The 16,869-nt window shown below is 38.7% G+C and carries 12 protein-coding genes; 5 read left to right on the top strand and 7 right to left on the bottom strand.

Annotated features, from left to right (window positions below; all coding sequences use genetic code 11):
* Nucleotides 1-813 precede the first annotated feature (813 nt).
* Nucleotides 814-2,301 carry a flavin monoamine oxidase family protein gene (locus ACFX4X_RS19600; protein ID WP_377385601.1) on the top strand — a complete coding sequence of 496 codons (1,488 nt, stop codon included), beginning with the start codon at nt 814-816 and terminating at the stop codon, nt 2,299-2,301.
* A 189-nt stretch (nt 2,302-2,490) separates the two neighbouring features.
* On the opposite strand, the gene ACFX4X_RS19595 is transcribed toward ACFX4X_RS19600, so the two are convergent.
* A complete protein-coding gene (locus tag ACFX4X_RS19595; protein ID WP_377385598.1) occupies nt 2,491-3,141 on the bottom strand; it encodes a Ger(x)C family spore germination protein in 651 nt (216 codons plus the stop codon).
* Between the two features lies 1 nt (nt 3,142).
* Nucleotides 3,143-3,493 (bottom strand): spore germination protein, encoded by a 351-nt coding sequence (locus tag ACFX4X_RS19590; protein ID WP_377385595.1) that lies wholly within the window; start codon nt 3,491-3,493, stop codon nt 3,143-3,145.
* 241 nt (nt 3,494-3,734) lie between these two features.
* On the opposite strand from ACFX4X_RS19590, the gene ACFX4X_RS19585 reads away from it, so the two are divergent.
* The 3 genes from ACFX4X_RS19585 to ACFX4X_RS19575 are packed head-to-tail and all read left to right on the top strand — an operon-like array spanning nt 3,735 to nt 7,420.
* The gene (locus ACFX4X_RS19585) at nt 3,735-5,228 is read left to right on the top strand and encodes a spore germination protein (RefSeq protein WP_377385604.1); all 1,494 of its coding nucleotides are present in this window, start codon (nt 3,735-3,737) and stop codon (nt 5,226-5,228) included.
* 18 nt (nt 5,229-5,246) lie between these two features.
* A complete protein-coding gene (locus tag ACFX4X_RS19580; RefSeq protein ID WP_377385592.1) occupies nt 5,247-6,338 on the top strand; it encodes a GerAB/ArcD/ProY family transporter in 1,092 nt (363 codons plus the stop codon).
* Nucleotides 6,335-7,420 carry a Ger(x)C family spore germination protein gene (locus ACFX4X_RS19575; protein ID WP_377385589.1) on the top strand — a complete coding sequence of 362 codons (1,086 nt, stop codon included), beginning with the start codon at nt 6,335-6,337 and terminating at the stop codon, nt 7,418-7,420. The genes ACFX4X_RS19580 and ACFX4X_RS19575 overlap by 4 nt, the downstream gene beginning before the upstream one ends.
* A 176-nt stretch (nt 7,421-7,596) precedes the next feature.
* Here the strand turns inward: ACFX4X_RS19575 and cysI are convergent, their stop codons facing one another.
* Nucleotides 7,597-9,315 (bottom strand): assimilatory sulfite reductase (NADPH) hemoprotein subunit, encoded by a 1,719-nt coding sequence (gene cysI / locus ACFX4X_RS19570; RefSeq protein ID WP_377385586.1) that lies wholly within the window; start codon nt 9,313-9,315, stop codon nt 7,597-7,599.
* Between the two features lie 26 nt (nt 9,316-9,341).
* Entirely contained in the window at nt 9,342-11,156 is a 1,815-nt protein-coding gene (locus ACFX4X_RS19565; protein WP_377385583.1) for an assimilatory sulfite reductase (NADPH) flavoprotein subunit, read from the bottom strand.
* Between the two features lie 355 nt (nt 11,157-11,511).
* Between ACFX4X_RS19565 and ACFX4X_RS19560 the strand changes: the two genes are divergently transcribed.
* On the top strand, nt 11,512-12,420 hold the full coding sequence (locus tag ACFX4X_RS19560) for a LysR family transcriptional regulator (protein WP_061463051.1): 909 nt from the start codon (nt 11,512-11,514) through the stop codon (nt 12,418-12,420).
* A gap of 460 nt (nt 12,421-12,880) precedes the next feature.
* On the opposite strand, the gene ACFX4X_RS19555 is transcribed toward ACFX4X_RS19560, so the two are convergent.
* The 3 genes from ACFX4X_RS19555 to ACFX4X_RS19545 form a co-directional block, all read right to left on the bottom strand.
* Complete coding sequence (locus ACFX4X_RS19555) at nt 12,881-13,303, bottom strand: hypothetical protein (RefSeq protein ID WP_377385580.1); 423 nt, start codon at nt 13,301-13,303, stop codon at nt 12,881-12,883.
* Complete coding sequence (locus tag ACFX4X_RS19550; protein WP_377385577.1) at nt 13,293-14,804, bottom strand: FTR1 family iron permease; 1,512 nt, start codon at nt 14,802-14,804, stop codon at nt 13,293-13,295. Before ACFX4X_RS19550 ends, ACFX4X_RS19555 begins: the two co-directional genes overlap by 11 nt.
* Nucleotides 14,805-15,115: 311 nt before the next feature.
* On the bottom strand, nt 15,116-15,625 hold the full coding sequence (locus ACFX4X_RS19545; protein ID WP_377385574.1) for a DoxX family protein: 510 nt from the start codon (nt 15,623-15,625) through the stop codon (nt 15,116-15,118).
* Nucleotides 15,626-16,869: the final 1,244 nt, after the last annotated feature.

Genomic DNA, 16,869 nt, shown 5'->3' with positions numbered 1-16,869 from the left:
TCACAGCAGCTTGGGCTATCAAACCCCACAAGCCATTGAAGATCGAATTAGGAATACAGCTTAAGATTTAACTTTTTAGTGTCCAAAATATTGACCCAAATCCACTGTAATGGAAATAAGGAATACTAAAAAAAACTCTATCATAGAATAGAATTTTGTAGGCAAAAGGAGTTCTATCCAAATTTTTAAACATAGTTGATTGGATCGGGTGTGCGAGACTCCTGCGGGAATAGCGAGTCCAAGGGAGACCCCACAGGCGCAAGTGCGCCGAGGAGACTCCCGGACCGCCCGCGGAAAGCGAGTGCCTGGAGTGGAAAATCAACGGCCAAATTGTACAACTCATAAAAAATAGACAAACTCGATTTTCATCGAGTTTGTCTACAGTCTGAAACTCTATCATAGAATAGAGTTTTTTATTATATGTTCTGGGATTAGCACTTTTCGAATGATGATAATAGTGTATCCCCCACCAAGTATAAATAAGATCCGAAATAAGTTTGTGAATAGCAATCTTCGTTATTTCATCACATGTTCAATAAGGCGGAACAATGCTTCCCTACCTATCTAAATTAATTTCGGCTCCATCATAAATCGCAGTCTTTAGAAGTTAGCTTCAAAAAAATGGCTTCATCTTTTAACAATAAATCAGCTTATTCATCTTGAGCATTCCACATAAAGGATAAACCTAGAGGAATATGATAGCAATAATAAATCATGACAAATTATTGAAGATCCTTCATAAATGGTGACCCAATAGGAATAAGATAGCTTAAATCCCCTATAGAAAGTGTAACAAGAGAGGAGAACAACCCTTTGTCCCTTTACAAAGATCCGCTTTCAACCGACCAAAAGCTGGCTTTCATCAGAAATGGACTGGGACCATCCAAAATACCAAAAAAAATCATTATCATTGGTGCCGGCATGTCTGGGTTAGTTGCAGCATCCCTTTTAAAAGAAGCCGGACACGATGTAACGATATTGGAAGCAACCGGGAGGGTCGGGGGGCGTGTTTTGACCATACGGGAGCCATTTTCGGATGGTTCCTACCTTGAAGCAGGTGCCATGCGCATTCCGAATTATCATTACTTAGTTGCTGAATACATCAAGAAGTACGGTTTACGAATCATCCCTTTTGTGAACGCGACTCCTAATGATCCCATTTATGCCAATGGAATCAAAACGACCGCTGCCATATATCAACGGAACCCGGATATACTGAAGTACCCAGTAGCTCCCCATGAAAGAGGTAAAACAGCTGAAGAATTATTCAACATGGCAATTAAACCAGTGACTGATTTCATCATTCAAAACCCAAGTAGAAATTGGGAAATAGTTATTAAAGAATTTGATAAATACTCCTTGAGCTTCTTTTTACAGTACAATCCAGTAGGGATGAGTCTATCAACCGGTGCAATTGAAAGCATTAAAGTCCTAATGGGTTTAGAAGGTTTACCTGAACTTTCCTTTACTGCCATTCTTCGAGAGTTTTTGCCACTCCTTGATCCAAACATCGTTTTTTATGCAATCGAGGGGGGAAACGACCGGCTTCCTTATGCTTTTGTACCCGAATTGAAGGAAAATCTAAATTTCAGATATGAAGTGACAAAAATTGTTCAACATGATAATCGAGTAACCATCCATTCTAAACACACTCAAAGCGATAGACCCTTAACCGTTACCGGTGATCTTGCCATCGTGACAATACCTCTTCAATTGTTGTCATTTATGGATATTGAACCCCGCAATTCCTTTTCCCATAATAAGTGGAAGGCAATAAGGGAACTCCATTATCCTGCTTCAACAAAAATCGGACTTCAGTTCGGACATAGATTTTGGGAAAGGGAAGGAATATTCGGGGGTAAATTGATGACCGATTTACCCATTAGATTTTCTTATTACCCCTACCAAACGGTAAACCCAAGTGAATCTGGTATCATTTTAGCAAGTTATACATGGGAGGATGATGCCACTTTATGGGATATCCTCCCGGAAAAAGATCGTATACAAAACGCATTAAAAAATTTGGAAAGGGTCCATGGAAAACAAGTATACGATCATTTTTTATCAGGAGCTTCTTTTAGCTGGACCCGGAATCAGTACGCATACGGAGCTTTCTCCATGTTTAAACCTGGTCAGGAAACGGACTTGTTTCCATACATCCCAACTCCTGAAGGAAGGGTCCACTTCGCTGGAGAGCATACATCAACAGTACCTGCTTGGATTGAAGGAGCCATTCAATCCGGCATCCGGGTTGCACATGAAGTGACGAATCTTCCAAGAACTTTCGATGAGCCTTTTTAAATGATGGGACTTTTTCTTTGATGAGCCTTGACAAAAAAACCTTCCCATCCAATAAAAAATCAAAGGGTTTCGGAATGAGAACATCCCGAAACCCTTTTGTCTACAAACTGAAGCCTTCCCATTTGGAAGGTTTTTCATTCTTATGAATTGCCTGTCCATTTATGGAATGTTAGCCTTTACCCTGACAATTCACTTCACCCCTCCTTTTGAACCAAAGTCTATAATCCTTATGTCAACTTGATAATTAATATCAGCTTTACTGAAAATTTCATCCCATTTCTGCTTATGTTTCTCCCAAAACTTCGGATGCTGATTTTCCACATACAGAAATAATCCAGCTACCCCTGTTTTATATTCATGCTGTAATTTGTCTACGATTTTCTCGACATCCTTCTCAACTTCAGCCTCGGCAATACGCTCAATCTCTTTTAAATAGGTTTCATTAAATGAGTTTTCCTTACTATACCAATCTTCCGAAAGTCTTGCTGTATACCCGACCTTAACATTGATCGTCAAATGATTCCCGTTCAATTTTGTCGTGATTTTCCTCCTAGTCCTTTTAAGCACTTCAACACTTAAAGGCTTGCCGTGGTGGACTGATTCGATTATTCCACCTTTAACCATTCCGTTCAACCAATTTAATGCAGCTATATCCTCATCATTCATAACCCCGACCAACTTTGAATTGTTGATCACCCCTGCACCCTTCAATATTAATTTCTTACCTTTAATATCCACTGCCTGAATGGCAAAGCTTCCATCTGATTGCAAACTTGAGGAAACTTTGCCCATCGTTAAAGGCGGAAGGATTTTATTCGTTCTGTGCTCATTATCTTTCAATTCATAAATTTGCCATTCCATCTATAAATAAAAGTGTTTTCCCGTCAAAAATATGCTCTTTGGCTTTTTCATATGTTTCCACATCCTGTTCCCTGACTGAACAGACTTTGGAAATGACCAGCATCTCGATGGAAACCGGGTGCCTTGATTCGACCTGCGCAGCCGATAAATCCAGGACTATTTCATTGAAGGCTGGATAATTCATCGTTCCATTGACAAATACAAATAATACTGAAACTTCATAACCGGGAATGAATACCTCTTTAAAAACAACATCATCCTGCATATCCAATTCAGATTTCAATTTTGCCTGTTTTTGATCCAATTCTATATGCAAGGGTTTACTTTTCATCGTGAACTCCTTTGGTTAATGAGTTTTTTTTTAGTTTCCTCTATTTTCAATTTTTTTATTCGATAAGGAAATGTTGATAGCTTTTAAAACAAAGGTTCTTTTAATGAATCCCCTTTACGAAACGAGCAGCATGTGCAAACTAAAATGGTTAATATGTAATTAAATTGCAAATGCTAGGATAATAAGCTTTAGTTTAGAGGTGACAGCATTGTTTAACCGTAGAAAGTTCAAAAAAAAAACCATTCAACATTCTGTTAAAAATGACGAATTATATAAAGCTTCGGATGTAAGGGACCTATTCAATTCCCTTTCTTCATCCAATGATTTCATAAACCATCAAGGAACATATAATGGCGTCGGCTATTGGGTATCGTTTTATCGCTCTTTAATTGATGCACAGGTACTTCACGAAAGTGTTCTTTCTGTCATACCAACTCTGGAAACGATAAATTTGGAGCAAATTAAAGAGAACGTTCCTATTGAAAATACACTTATCACCTGTACTAAGGTTGTAATCGAAGAAAGGATCATGAGAGGTGCAATTGCCATTCGTTTAGATGGAAATCTTGATGAATGCCTATTAATCAATGCTGCGGCCCAACGAGACAGGCAAGTTAATAAACCTGAACTTGAATTTGGAATCATAAGTGCTCAAGAAGCTTTTGTCGAGGATATTGATATTAATCTGAATCTAGTCAGAAAAAGGCTGCCTATCCCTGGGTTGCAAGTAAATGAAATGACTGTAGGGTCCTTGTCTAAAACGAAAGTGGCAGTGTTATCGATAGAAGGGATCGTTAATCAGGAAAGTGTTGATAATGTTATACAAAGGATCAATGACGTAGAGTTTGATGAAATATTGGACGGGTCACATCTCGCGCAAATGCTATATGATAATTCAAATACCTTATTTCCCCTTTTTCTAAATACGGAAAGGCCTGATCGCATCGCAAGTGCATTGGCTGAAGGTAAAGTAGCCTTGTTAATCGATAGGTCATCCTCTGTACTTATTACTCCAACCATATTGTTGGAATACTTTGTCACCATGGAAGATTATGATATGCCTTGGATTCCGGCATCTGCTTTCCGTTTATTAAGGATATTCGCGGTCGCTTTTTCCATATTTGCAACTCCCATTTATGTAGCCGTGCTGACCTATCATTATGAACTGATTCCTATAGATTTGTTGGAAACGATCGTCTCTTCAAGGAACTTAATACCTTTTCAGCCTTTGATCGAAGCGTTATTCTTAGAGATTTCCATTGAGTTATTACGTGAAGCAGCAGCCAGGCTGCCAACTAAGGTAGGTCAGACATTAGGTATCGTCGGCGGTATCGTTATCGGTCAAGCGGCAGTTGTAGCTGGTCTGACCAGTAATATCTTATTAATCATCGTTGCCCTCTCGGCATTGGCATCATTTGTTACTCCTATTTATAAAATGGGGAATGCCATTCGGTTACTGCGCTTCCCCTTTTTAGTGGGGGCCCAAATCTGGGGGGGACTTGGCATTATCATAACGGCCGTGTTTTTGGTTACCCACCTTATCAAATTAACGTCAATGGGACACCCGTACCTTGAACCCATATATCCATTTCGCATCCAAGATTGGAAAGATAGCTTTGTTCGGCTTCCTTATAATCTTTTTAAATCCAGACCTGAAAATTTACATCCTGATGATATGTCCAGACAGCCAACGCCAAAAAAAGCGAAAATCAAAAAAAATGATTTTAATGAATGATTTAAATGAGGGTCCTATATGAACCAAGTAGAAGTTAATGAAATGTATAAGGTATCACCGTTCTATGTGTTTTTTTTAGTGCATTCCATGCAAATGGGAGTAGGCGTTTTAAGTTTTCAAAGAGTTTTAGCAAAGTCGGCGGGAACGGATGGCTGGATTTCGATACTACTTGCCGGACTGATCGTTCATATATTGATCTGGATCATATATAAAATATTAAGTATCGTCCCAGGTGATATCATTTCTGCCAATAATCATGCATTCGGAAAATGGATTGGGAATTTTTTCAGTCTATTATTCATTCTTTACTTTTTGATCCTTGGGATGGATATGATTATCAGCTATATAAATGTCATACATGTATGGATGTTTGCAGAGGTAGCTTCTTGGGCGTTTACAGTGGTTTTATTGCTTCTGATTTATTATATAAATACGGGAGGCTTCCGTACAATTACGGGAATTGCCTTTTTAAGCGTCATTTTGACTTACTGGATTTTCTTTGTCCTATTCTATGCCATGAAATACTCTGAATTCACCAATTTGCTCCCTATATTCGACCACAATCTATTGGATATACTGAAGGGAACCAGAAGTACTTCCTTAACTTTTCTTGGTTTTGAAATGATCCTGATGTTTTATCCGTTCATTAAAGATGCTAAAACTTCACAAAAATATGCTCATGGAGGTGCCTTAACAACAACCTTATTAACCGTATTCATTTATTTAGTTTCACTGATTTTTTATTCACAAAAACAGTTGGCAATGACTATATGGCCGACACTTACATTGACCAGCATTGTCGAATTGCCCTTTATTCAGCGATTTGAATATATAGAAATTTCTTGGTGGGCCATTTTTATCATACCCAACATGACCATCTACTTGTGGGCTGCCAGCAGGGGTATCAAGCGCATATTCAATGTTCAGCAAAAGTATCCATTATGGGCGATGTCCATTATTATCCTGCTCACCAATATATTTGTTTTTGATGAAGATTCCCTATATATATTGAATAAAATAATCAATCCATACGCCGTGCTCTTCCTTGGATTATATTTGCCTCTTCTTTTGGTCATCATTTATATAAAGAAAAGGAGGAAAAGTTTATGAGAAAATTCTTTCTTGTCATCTTGGCTTTTTCCCTCCTTTGCAGCTGTGCCCAGCCAAAAGTGGTTGATGAAGTCAATATGGCCCAAGCCATTGGCTACGATATACGAAAGGATAAAATAATCGAAGGAATGTTCGTCATCCCTATCTTCCAACAGGACAAGATGGGTATGTATCAAATCTTAACTGGAACATCGACGACAACGAGTGATGTTCAGGCCATCGTATCCAAAAAATCGGATAAGCCGGTGATGCTAGGACAGACACGCATCTTTTTATTTAGCGAGAAAATGGTACATGAAATAGGTATGACAGAACTGACCGATTATCTCTACCGTGAACCTCAAATTGGAAACAGGGTCTTTTTGGCAATCGTTGAAGGAAAGGTCAAGGATTTCATAAATACCAAACCACCAAATACGAATGTAAATATTGGAATCTTTTTATCTGACTTAGTCAATCAACAAATTGAAACTGGGAATGGACCGGATACAAACCTCCATCTTTTTTTAAGAAACTCCCTGGAAGATGGCGGAGATTCGTTTCTTCCTTTATTTAAAATAATTAATAAAGAAGTTGCAGTTTCAGGAGTGGCCTTGTTTCATGAAAATAAAATGGTCAGTAAAGTTCGAACGGATGATATGTTCATTTTCAAGACATTAGTTCAATTTCATAAACGGGGAATTTACAAGTTTAAATTAAACGACAAGCAGAAAAGTGATATCGTCGTGGAAAGTATTCGAAGCAGTTCAAATTATGAGGTATCCAACTCCGAGCGAAATCCGTCCATTACGATAAAGCTCAAAATTAAAGGACAAATTAAAGAATCAATGCGAAAGGACAATCTTACCAATAAAAAGATGATAAAAATAATTGAAAAGGAAATGCAAACTTCTTTAAACAGGCAGGCAAACCGTCTTATTAAAGATTTTCAGAAAAAAAACATTGACCCGATTGGCTTGAAGGCAAAATATCACGCCAAAAATAAAAAAATGACCTATGAACAATGGAGAAAGATCTATCCCATGATGGACATTAAAGTAGAAACCAAAGTTGACATCATCCAAACCGGGGTCTCTGAATAATCAAGAGGGCATACTATCGATGTCAATTGCCTGTTTATTAAGGCTCCTATGCCGCCAGTAAGTAACCATACTCTGTTCAATCTCTAAAATAGTCAAAGCTAGGTTATATCTCGACTTCCGTTAACATTTCCATTAAAAAGAGACAGGAATCCATTCCTGTCTCTCGTTCGTTATAATTAATCATGAAAATTCGTACCATCCGTCACTTCTTTAACAATGCCCGCATTGATGACAAAGTCCCCAAAATGCTCTCCTTGCTGACGTTCTTTCGCATAACGGGAAAGAAGTACACGCAACTCTTTTAAAATCTCTTCTTCACCGATGTTTTCACGGTACATTTTGCTTAGCCTGCTTCCATCAAATGCTGCACCGAGATACATATTATATTTGCCAGGTGCTTTACCTATAAAACCAATTTCTCCGAGTGCATGCCGGGCACAACCATTCGGGCAACCGGTCATTCTTATCGTGATTTCTTCGTTCCGCAGTCCGTTTTCATCAACGATGATCTCAATTTTATCAAGCAGAACCGGCAAATAACGCTCTGCTTCTGCCATTGCCAATCCGCATGTTGGAAGCGCCACGCATGCGATCGACCTGCGGCGGAGGGCTGAATGATGTGCACCATCCGTCAAACCGTATGTTTCAAGCAATTCTATGATCTTTTTCTTTTGCTGACTTGATACATCGGCAATGATCAGGTTTTGATTGGCGGTCAAACGGAAATCACCCGTATGGATTTTTGCGATTTCGCGCAAACCGGTCATCAGCTTGTAATCATTGATATCGGCGATTCGGCCACCCTCGACGAATAATGTAAAATGCCATTTTCCTTGCATGCCTTTTACCCAGCCATAGCGGTCACCATTATTATCAAAATGATATGTTCTCGCTTCCTCCAGCTTCCATCCTAACCGATTTTCAAGTTCAGCCTTTACCGCTTCGAGCCCAAGCCTGTCAACCGTATACTTGAACCGTGCATTTTTCCGGACGGAGCGGTTTCCGTAATCACGCTGAATTGTAATGATCTTCTCAGCCACATCCACTATTTTGTCTGGCTGGCAAAATCCAATTACTTTGGCTAGCTGGGGGTATGTCGCCTTATCACCGTGGGACATTCCCATACCGCCCCCGATCGCCACATTAAAACCAACGAGTTTTCCACTTTCAACAATTGCTATGAAGCCAAGGTCCTGGGAGTAAACATCAATGTCATTGGATGGAGGAACCGCAATGCCTATTTTAAACTTCCTTGGTAAATAAAGCGGTCCGTACATTGGTTCAACTTCTTCCAATTCAGGTGTACCGACGACTTTTTCTTCATCTAGCCAGATTTCATGGTACGCCCTTGTACGTGGCAATAAATAATCACTCAATTTTTTCGACCATTCATATACTTCCGAGTGGATTTCGGATTGAAATGGAATCGAATTACACATTACATTCCGGTTTACATCTCCGCATGCAGCAATTGTATCCAGCATGGACGCATGAATTTCCTGAATGGTTTTTTTCATATTCCATTTTAAAATACCGTGCATTTGAAATGTCTGTCTTGTTGTCAATTTCAATGTACCGTTACCGTATTTCTGAGCAAGGTCATCCATAACAAGCCATTGAGAAGGCTGTGCAACCCCGCCGGCCATCCGGACACGCAACATGAACTGATAGGCAGGCTCAAGTTTTTGTTTTTGACGTTCATTGCGCAAATCCCGGTCATCCTGCAAATAGCTGCCGTGATGTTTCATTAATCGATTGTCATCATCTGGAATACCGGCGCTGATCCGATCCTGCATAACTTCTCCAAGTGTTCCTCGCAAATAATCACTTTTTTCTTTAATTTGCTCAACATCACTAGGCAGGCCTTCTGGTGCTTTTAATAGTGGGTTCACCATGTCGTTATCTCCTTTTCATCCAAATTTCAGTAAACATCACGCTGATAACGTTTAGTCTGTTGCATATCGTCAAGATAAGCTTGCGCAGCAGCATGGCTCATCTGACCTTCTTTTTCTATGATCTCAATTAGCGTATTATGGACGTCATGTGCCATGTTTTTCTCATCGCCGCAAATGTAAACCGCTGCCCCTTGTTGAAGCCATTCGTATAATTCCCTGCTGTGCTCCAGCATCCGGTTTTGAACATACACTTTTTCATCCGCATCACGAGAAAAGGCAACATCCATTTTCGTAAGTACACCTGTTTTCAACCACTGTTGCCACTCAGTCTGATATAGGAAATCCGTCACGAAATGCTGATCGCCGAAAAAGAGCCACGTTTTCCCGTTCGCTTCCGTTTCTTCGCGATCCTGGATGAAGGATCTGAACGGAGCAATGCCCGTTCCAGGTCCAACCATGATAATGGGCGTGTCTGGGTTCTTAGGCTGCTTAAAGTTCTGGTTATGCTGGATGTAAACAGGCAGCATGTCCCCGGGCTGTATTCGGTCCGCACATAAAATGGAGCAGACACCTTTTCTTTGACGACCGTGACTTTCATACCGGACAGCACCGATTGTCAAATGCACTTCATCCGGATATGCGGATAAGCTATTCGCAATTGAATATAGTCGGGCAGGCATTTTCCGGAGTATGGATACGAACTCTTGCGCCGATTCACCCCATGAGCCATAATCACGGATAAAATCAAGCAAATCACGGCCTTCACGATATTCATTCAGTCTCTCTTCATTACCAGGTAATAAAAGTTCCTTTAAATCCTCGTTACCTGAAAGCTGGGCCGCTCGCTCAAGGAGAGATTTTGTTAAAACCGTAATTTCAAAATCGGAGATGAGTGATTCCTTTAGCCGACGAAGTTCTCCCTGCTTATTGACCTTCACGGTTTCTTCAGGGTCCAAATTGAGTTCCAAAAGAAGTTTATCCACTAAATCCGAATCATTTTTCGGATAAATACCAAGGCTGTCACCAGGTTCGAATGTAAGGCCAGAGCCTTCAAGTGATAACTCGAGATGATGTGTCTCTTTATTAGAGCCACGGCCGTTCAAGTTTATATTTTCCAGTACTTCCGCTTTAAACGGATTTGTCCTGGAATAAGTGTGTTCACCTGCTGAAGGTATCGCTACGGGAACTGCAGCAACGGTACTGCCTTGCCCTTCACTTAAACTGGAAATGACTCCTTCCAGCCATTCGCAAGCAGGCTCATCATAATCAAGGTCACAGTCCATTCGCGGAAATAGTCGTGTCCCGCCAAGTTCCTCCAAGCGTTTATCGAATTGTTTTCCCGTTTCACAGAAAAACTCATACGAGCTGTCCCCTAGCGCCAATACTGAAAAGCGGAGACCTTCAAGGCTTGGTGCCCTTCTACCATGGAGGTACTCATGGAAGGAAAGCGTATTATCCGGCGGATCACCTTCCCCATGCGTGCTTACGGCAATAAGAAGATTTTTGACTTTTTTCAAGTTGTTTACTTTAAAGTCACTCATGGATGAAATGGTAACCTGAAAGCCATTACCCTCAAGCTTTCTCGCCGCATTTTCCGCCAGCCCTTGAGCATTCCCTGTCTGTGAACCATAAAGAATGGTAACATCTTTTGATACTGTCTGCCCGCTGCCTTGAGCCTCCATTACCGGGGCATCGGCTGTTCCAATATTCGAAACTGATAAAGATGCGGTCAGATAACCGCTCAACCAAATTTTTTGTGTTTCTGTCAAACTAGGCAGAAGACTGTTAAGAAGCTCTGCCTGTTCATGATTAAAGGGACTGTTCATTACCTGAAGTTGCACCATTTCCACCTCACAAAAGAATATAAACTTATCTTAATTGACTCTTATATACAACGAGCGGATTTAATATTTATTCCCATCCATTTAATTAACTCGTTTACTCCTATAGACCAAGTCGGTTTTAACTGCAAAAAAAATCAGAAAGTACAGTACAGTTCATACAGGAAGGGAACACTTTTTCAAACCACGATACAAATAAAATAAAAAATAAGGTTATAAAGGACGATAGCCTTGCCCCGCTTGAACTCTTCCTAAAATAAGTTTCTCATTAAACTTTACTGGAATGTACATCATTAGTAAAATATATATAATTTATTGCAACTATTAAGAATATTAATAATAAGGAGGAATTCCTATGTACTATGATGCTTTAAAAACATTTGTAACCCTTGTAGAAGTCAAGAATTTTACAAAAACAGCAGAAATCCTTCTTATGTCGCAACCAAGTGTTAGTTTGCACATAAAAAAATTAGAAGAAGAGTTCCAAACCAAACTATTTCTCCGCTCTCCTAAATTCCTAAAAGTCACCTCAACAGGTGAAATTCTTTACGATCGGGCTAAACAAATGATCACAATCTATGAGCAGACCCGAGAGGACATTCAGGAACATGATAAGTCCATAAAAGGCGAATTAAAGATAGGGGCAAGTTTTACAATAGGAGAGTATATCCTCCCTTCGTTACTCATTGACCTTCAAAAGGACTATCCTGAGCTTGAACTTCAAGTTGTAATTGGAAACACCGAAGAAATCGTTCAAGCCGTTCGGCTATACAAAGTGGATATTGGTTTAATCGAAGGTCAAACTAATGAAAAAGAGCTTTCCGTACACCCCTTTATGCAAGATGAGCTATTCGTTGTTTCTTCAAATGGTCATGAACTTGCTTATAAAGACGAAGTGGCGATTACTGATTTACATGACCAAGCATGGGTAACCAGGGAAGTTGGATCTGGTACACGTGAGTACCTTAACCACGTCATACGCACTAATGGTTTGAAAATTAAATCGATACTGACAATAAGCAGCAATCAAGGAATTAAAGAAACACTTATAAAAAACGGCACAGGGCTGGCTCTCCTTTCCCAAAGTGTCATTGAAAGGGATGTACAAAATAAAATCCTTTCTATAATTCAATTAAAAAATGAATCCTTTAATAGAACACTTTCATACGTTTATTCACCGATTATGGAAGATAAAAAGAATGTTAAAACTTTTATAACTGAATTAAACAAAAAATGGCCAATGAAAGCAAAGCCGATAGTTTGATCATAGCGAAAGATACAGTCTTATGAATGAAGTACATGCTGGGGAACCTTATGAAGGAAATCGTTTTAGTGGTTGCTTGTGTACTCTGTTTGCATTTACAGTCCTTAATGACCGGCTAAATAATTGGATATGTGCAGCTAAATAGGAAGTTCGCATTGTCATACCGCTTGGGGATACTTATAGTTTTGTTCGGCAGCTCCGTACGATTTTCATGCAAATGTTTGGTTGATAGTTTTAAAGGCGCGACTGAGAGTTCCGGTGGTAACAGATGGTTAATGGAGGATCAGACGGAGGTGGACTGTATCCGCTTCCTAACATAACAAAATGATAATGTTATTATCTAAATAGCTGTAATATACATATAGTTCGTTACTGAATTACTATATAGATTTTATTAAAAACAAAAAAAAGAGCGCTTTAGTCTATATTAGTCATAGATAAAGCACTCCTTTTCATTATTTTATTTCAAATTTTGTACTTCTGTTAGTACACCGTCTAACTCTGTTGCTGCTTTGTCTAGCGTTTTTGCATCAAGTGGTTCAACCTTTGCTCCAGCTTCAATTGTATGAAGTGGCGTTTCTACCTTTTCATATAAATCAGGACTTTTCTCTTTTACTGAGTCCTCAAATACTTGCCATTTCTCCTCTAATTCCTCTCCACTATCTTTTACTTTCGCAGCATCTTTTGTTGTAAGTTGTGTTTTCATATCAGCAAGTACTTGTTTCATGTCTTGTGCACCGTCAGCAATTGAAACTGCTTTTGAATTCGATGCTTCTTCTGTTGTTTTTGGAGCTTCTTTCTTTGTTTCTTCTTTTGTTCCGCACGCTGCTAATGTTAAGGACGTTGCTAAGATGATTGGTACAATAAGTTTTTTAGATTGCATGTTTTGATTCCTCCTGATTTGTCTGTTGTAATTTTGTTATTTTATCCTTTTTTTTATTCAATATCATTGCGACAATTGCCACTATAAGTAGAATGATTTGTGGAATTAAACCCTCCCATGTTGAATAAATCGCAAAGAAATCTATAGTAGGGATTGGAGCTTGTGTAGCTGGTAATAGTCCAGCAAGTTGTAGCCCGTGAATGCCCATACCTGCAAATTTGAAGCATAGGTAAAACATTAGAATACTGGATACTAGGAAAAATGGGCGCATTGGAATCTTCAATCCAACTTTTAATATTAAGTAAGAAAGTACAATCAATAGTACTAATCCAATAGCTATGCCTGCTAAAAGTGTTGATACTTTAATGGATGCAGCCATCCCGATAAAGAATAACACGGTTTCTGTTCCTTCCCGGAAAACAGCAAGGAAAGAAAGAATAGCTAACGACCATAGACTCCCTTTATCAATGGCCTTTGTACTTTGAGTCTGAATGTATCGTTGCCATTCCGCCGTACTTGATTTACTGTGAAGCCAATAACTCATGTACAGAAGCATCATTGAAGCAAAGACTCCGGTCCAGCCAGCAATTAAGAAGTTATTACTCCCAAATGCACCGGCAGAAAACAACATGTTTACGATTACGCCTAAGATAATGCTTACTCCTAAACCTGATCCAACGCCGATCCAAATCCATCTACTCTTATCTGCATGACCAGCCTTTTTCAAAAAACCTAAAAGTGCTACTACAACAAGTAACCCTTCTAAACCTTCACGCAAAAGGATAGTTGTAGCATCTAACATGTTATAACTTGTTTTAGATGCAAGCGGAGAAAGATAATCACGCATTCCTTCAATTGTTTTTTTAGCTCCCTTTACGTCGGGGGTCTTTGAAGTAAGCATTGCATACGACGTTACCATGTCCCTCTCAGCGTTTGTATAGACTTTAGAAGACTGTGTTAATACAACGCTTTCTATATCCAGCCATGAGGTACGAAACTGCTCAATATCAGCTTTTGCACCTTTCACATCATTATGATCCAATTTAGAAAGTGACTGATTTAATAGCACAATCAAATCGGCTACATTCCCCTGATTTTCCCCCGCATCTTCAGTTTTTGCAACAGTATGAGGGAATTTTCCTGCAATGAACTTTTCATTGGTTTGCTTTAATTTGTTGAGGGAATTTTCCAAACCCCTTTTTTTCACAGGTTGTTGGGCTAAAGCAAACTGTACTTGCCCCATCCCGTCTTCTATTTCACGGTAGGCATCTTGAGACTCGTCTTTCACTCCACTTTCAATCGACATCCATGTAGATGAAAATGATTCGTATTGTTTTTTAGCCTCTTCCATTTTCCCATTTTGTACAGAATGCATTGCTTCAATAATGTTTTTGTTTGCACCTTGTAAGTCATTTTCTGCACTTGCTGCAAAACTACGAAACGGGAATGCCATCATTGCAACTACCAAAATAATTATGTATAGACTGGTTCTGCCTTTCATTATTTTCCCTCTTCCCCAAAGAAATAAATTAACCATTAAATGTATAAAACGAAAATGAAAATCATTATCATTTATTAATTCTTTAAAATTATAAATTCTTTTTATCTGTTAAGTCAATAACAAATTATTACATTAAATATAGCTAGCTGAAAAAGGGATATATATATGGATATCAACACAAGAAACATGAACGTAGATAAAGACTTGTGTTGGTCCTTACTTAAAGCTGTATTAACCTCTTATGACCATAAATCTAAGGACGGTAACAAAAAAGACCGCCTATACCAGCGATCTTTCGAGTGATCTAAAAACTAAACTGCATCTTTCAGCACTTTAATTTTGTTAGCAAATAGTTTGTCTTTAAGAGATGCCATCAAAAGACCATCCACTCCAAATCTTCCTGCATTTAAAGCAGAAACAAGAATGAACATAGATAATAAAATTAGTTGTGTGTTGGTACTTGTCGAACCACTAAACAAATAAGAAAAATTCATAACAAGGCCAAAGAATACGGCTGTTTTAGTAAAGCAACCTATCAATAAACCTATTCCGACTAGTAATTCTCCCCAAGGTACAAATGTGTTAAATAGTTCTACATGAGGAATGGCTAGGTTTTCTAGAAAGACAACCCACCATCCCTGGACAGCCGGATGCTCTCCAGTTGCTTGTGCTAATGCTCCTTTCAAGAAACCGGAAGCATCAAACTGTCCGCCTGCTATTTTCTCCCATCCAGCCATTAACCATGTATATCCAAGATATACACGTAACACTGCCAAAAGGATAGAGACTTTCTGGTTTTGTCTTAAAACATCAATAAACATGTTGTTTCCTCCAATAAGTAATAAAAAATATAATTTCCAAAATTATAATAACACAATTGAAAACGAATATCATTATCACTTTTAAAAAAATATGTAAAAAAACTCCCGTAGTAAATTTAAAATCATCCTCTATGTTAATAACCGAGGATTAAAGGCTTTATAATGCTTAATTCTAAACCCTTTTTCTATTCATACATTCTTAAAAACCGTTCGCAAATGTGTACTTTTGCGAACGGGTGATTGATGGCTAGTTTGAACAGCACTAATCGTGGTCTAGACGAAAAAACGGGAATATCACACGAAGATTCATTTTTAGAAAATAAAACTCCGGATTTTCTATAAGATCTTTGGAGAACTCATGTCTTATGCAACTAATGCATCCGTTAGTTGAAAAGAGTGAAAGTTTTTGAGAATATTTTCTCCCACTCACTTAAATAAAGTAGTTTATCAGATTGATCAATCTCTTTTTATGGATCTAAGCTTTTTATACTTCCATGAAAAGAGTGGAAGAGCTAAGATGCCTACAGCAAACCTACTTAGTACCTTTATACCTGACCATCCAAGACTTCCGGCCTTGCTGAAACCATAAAGTAATGCACCGAAACCAATTGTAAAGTGGTTACATAAGGATATGTTTTACACCGCAATTTCTCGCTAAGAGGTTGAAATATACTTTTTAAATTGAGGAATAAAGAATTTTGAATAAAAGGTAAGCAAGTAAAAAGAGGATGAAAATTAAAGAAGCTGTTCTATTTAATTAGTAAGCCTGCCCTTAATCAATTAGATTATAATATTTATTGGATGAGAAGGGTTTTGAGATTTTTTTAAGCATCATTAATAAATTCAAGGAAATACACAAACAAAGAACCCGTTGGAAGAATTCCTTCTTAACGAGTTCTTTTATTTCTTGGCTGTTTTCACATACTATGTTGCTATTTACCAGGAAGTGAGTTGTGGTTGATTTCCCCTCCAGATGCTCGCTTTCCGCGGGGCGGGCGGTGAGCCTCCTCGGCGTAAACGCCTGTGGGGTCTCACCTGTCCCGCTGCTCCCGCAGGAGTCTCGCACTTCCGCTCCAATCAACCTTAAATAGTTTCGTTTTAAAAACAACAATCTTTACGAAAAGAGCCTATTTCTTTATATAAACTCTGTTTACATAAAATCAACTATCAGAAGTACGCCAAAGAACCAAATCCTTATGTATTTAAAGGTTTGGCTCTTGTCTGTTTTTTATCGATTATGCATG

Origin of the sequence: Peribacillus sp. YIM B13481 (assembly GCF_042787985.1) — a bacterium.
GTDB classification, from domain to species: domain Bacteria; phylum Bacillota; class Bacilli; order Bacillales; family DSM-1321; genus Peribacillus; species Peribacillus simplex_A.
The sequence above is the reverse complement of the archived record's forward strand: the minus strand, read 5'-3'. Positions and strand labels throughout refer to the sequence as shown.

Excerpts from the sequence above, each read along its gene's own strand:
- ACFX4X_RS19555 (WP_377385580.1), bottom strand. The coding sequence starts at position 13,303 with ATGCAATCTAAAAAACTTATTGTACCAATCATCTTAGCAACGTCCTTA.
- ACFX4X_RS19580 (WP_377385592.1), top strand. The coding sequence starts at position 5,247 with ATGAACCAAGTAGAAGTTAATGAAATGTATAAGGTATCACCGTTCTAT.
- ACFX4X_RS19550 (WP_377385577.1), bottom strand. The coding sequence starts at position 14,804 with ATGAAAGGCAGAACCAGTCTATACATAATTATTTTGGTAGTTGCAATG.
- ACFX4X_RS19545 (WP_377385574.1), bottom strand. The coding sequence starts at position 15,625 with ATGTTTATTGATGTTTTAAGACAAAACCAGAAAGTCTCTATCCTTTTG.
- ACFX4X_RS19560 (WP_061463051.1), top strand. The coding sequence starts at position 11,512 with ATGTACTATGATGCTTTAAAAACATTTGTAACCCTTGTAGAAGTCAAG.
- ACFX4X_RS19590 (WP_377385595.1), bottom strand. The coding sequence starts at position 3,493 with ATGAAAAGTAAACCCTTGCATATAGAATTGGATCAAAAACAGGCAAAA.
- ACFX4X_RS19575 (WP_377385589.1), top strand. The coding sequence starts at position 6,335 with ATGAGAAAATTCTTTCTTGTCATCTTGGCTTTTTCCCTCCTTTGCAGC.
- cysI (WP_377385586.1), bottom strand. The coding sequence starts at position 9,315 with ATGGTGAACCCACTATTAAAAGCACCAGAAGGCCTGCCTAGTGATGTT.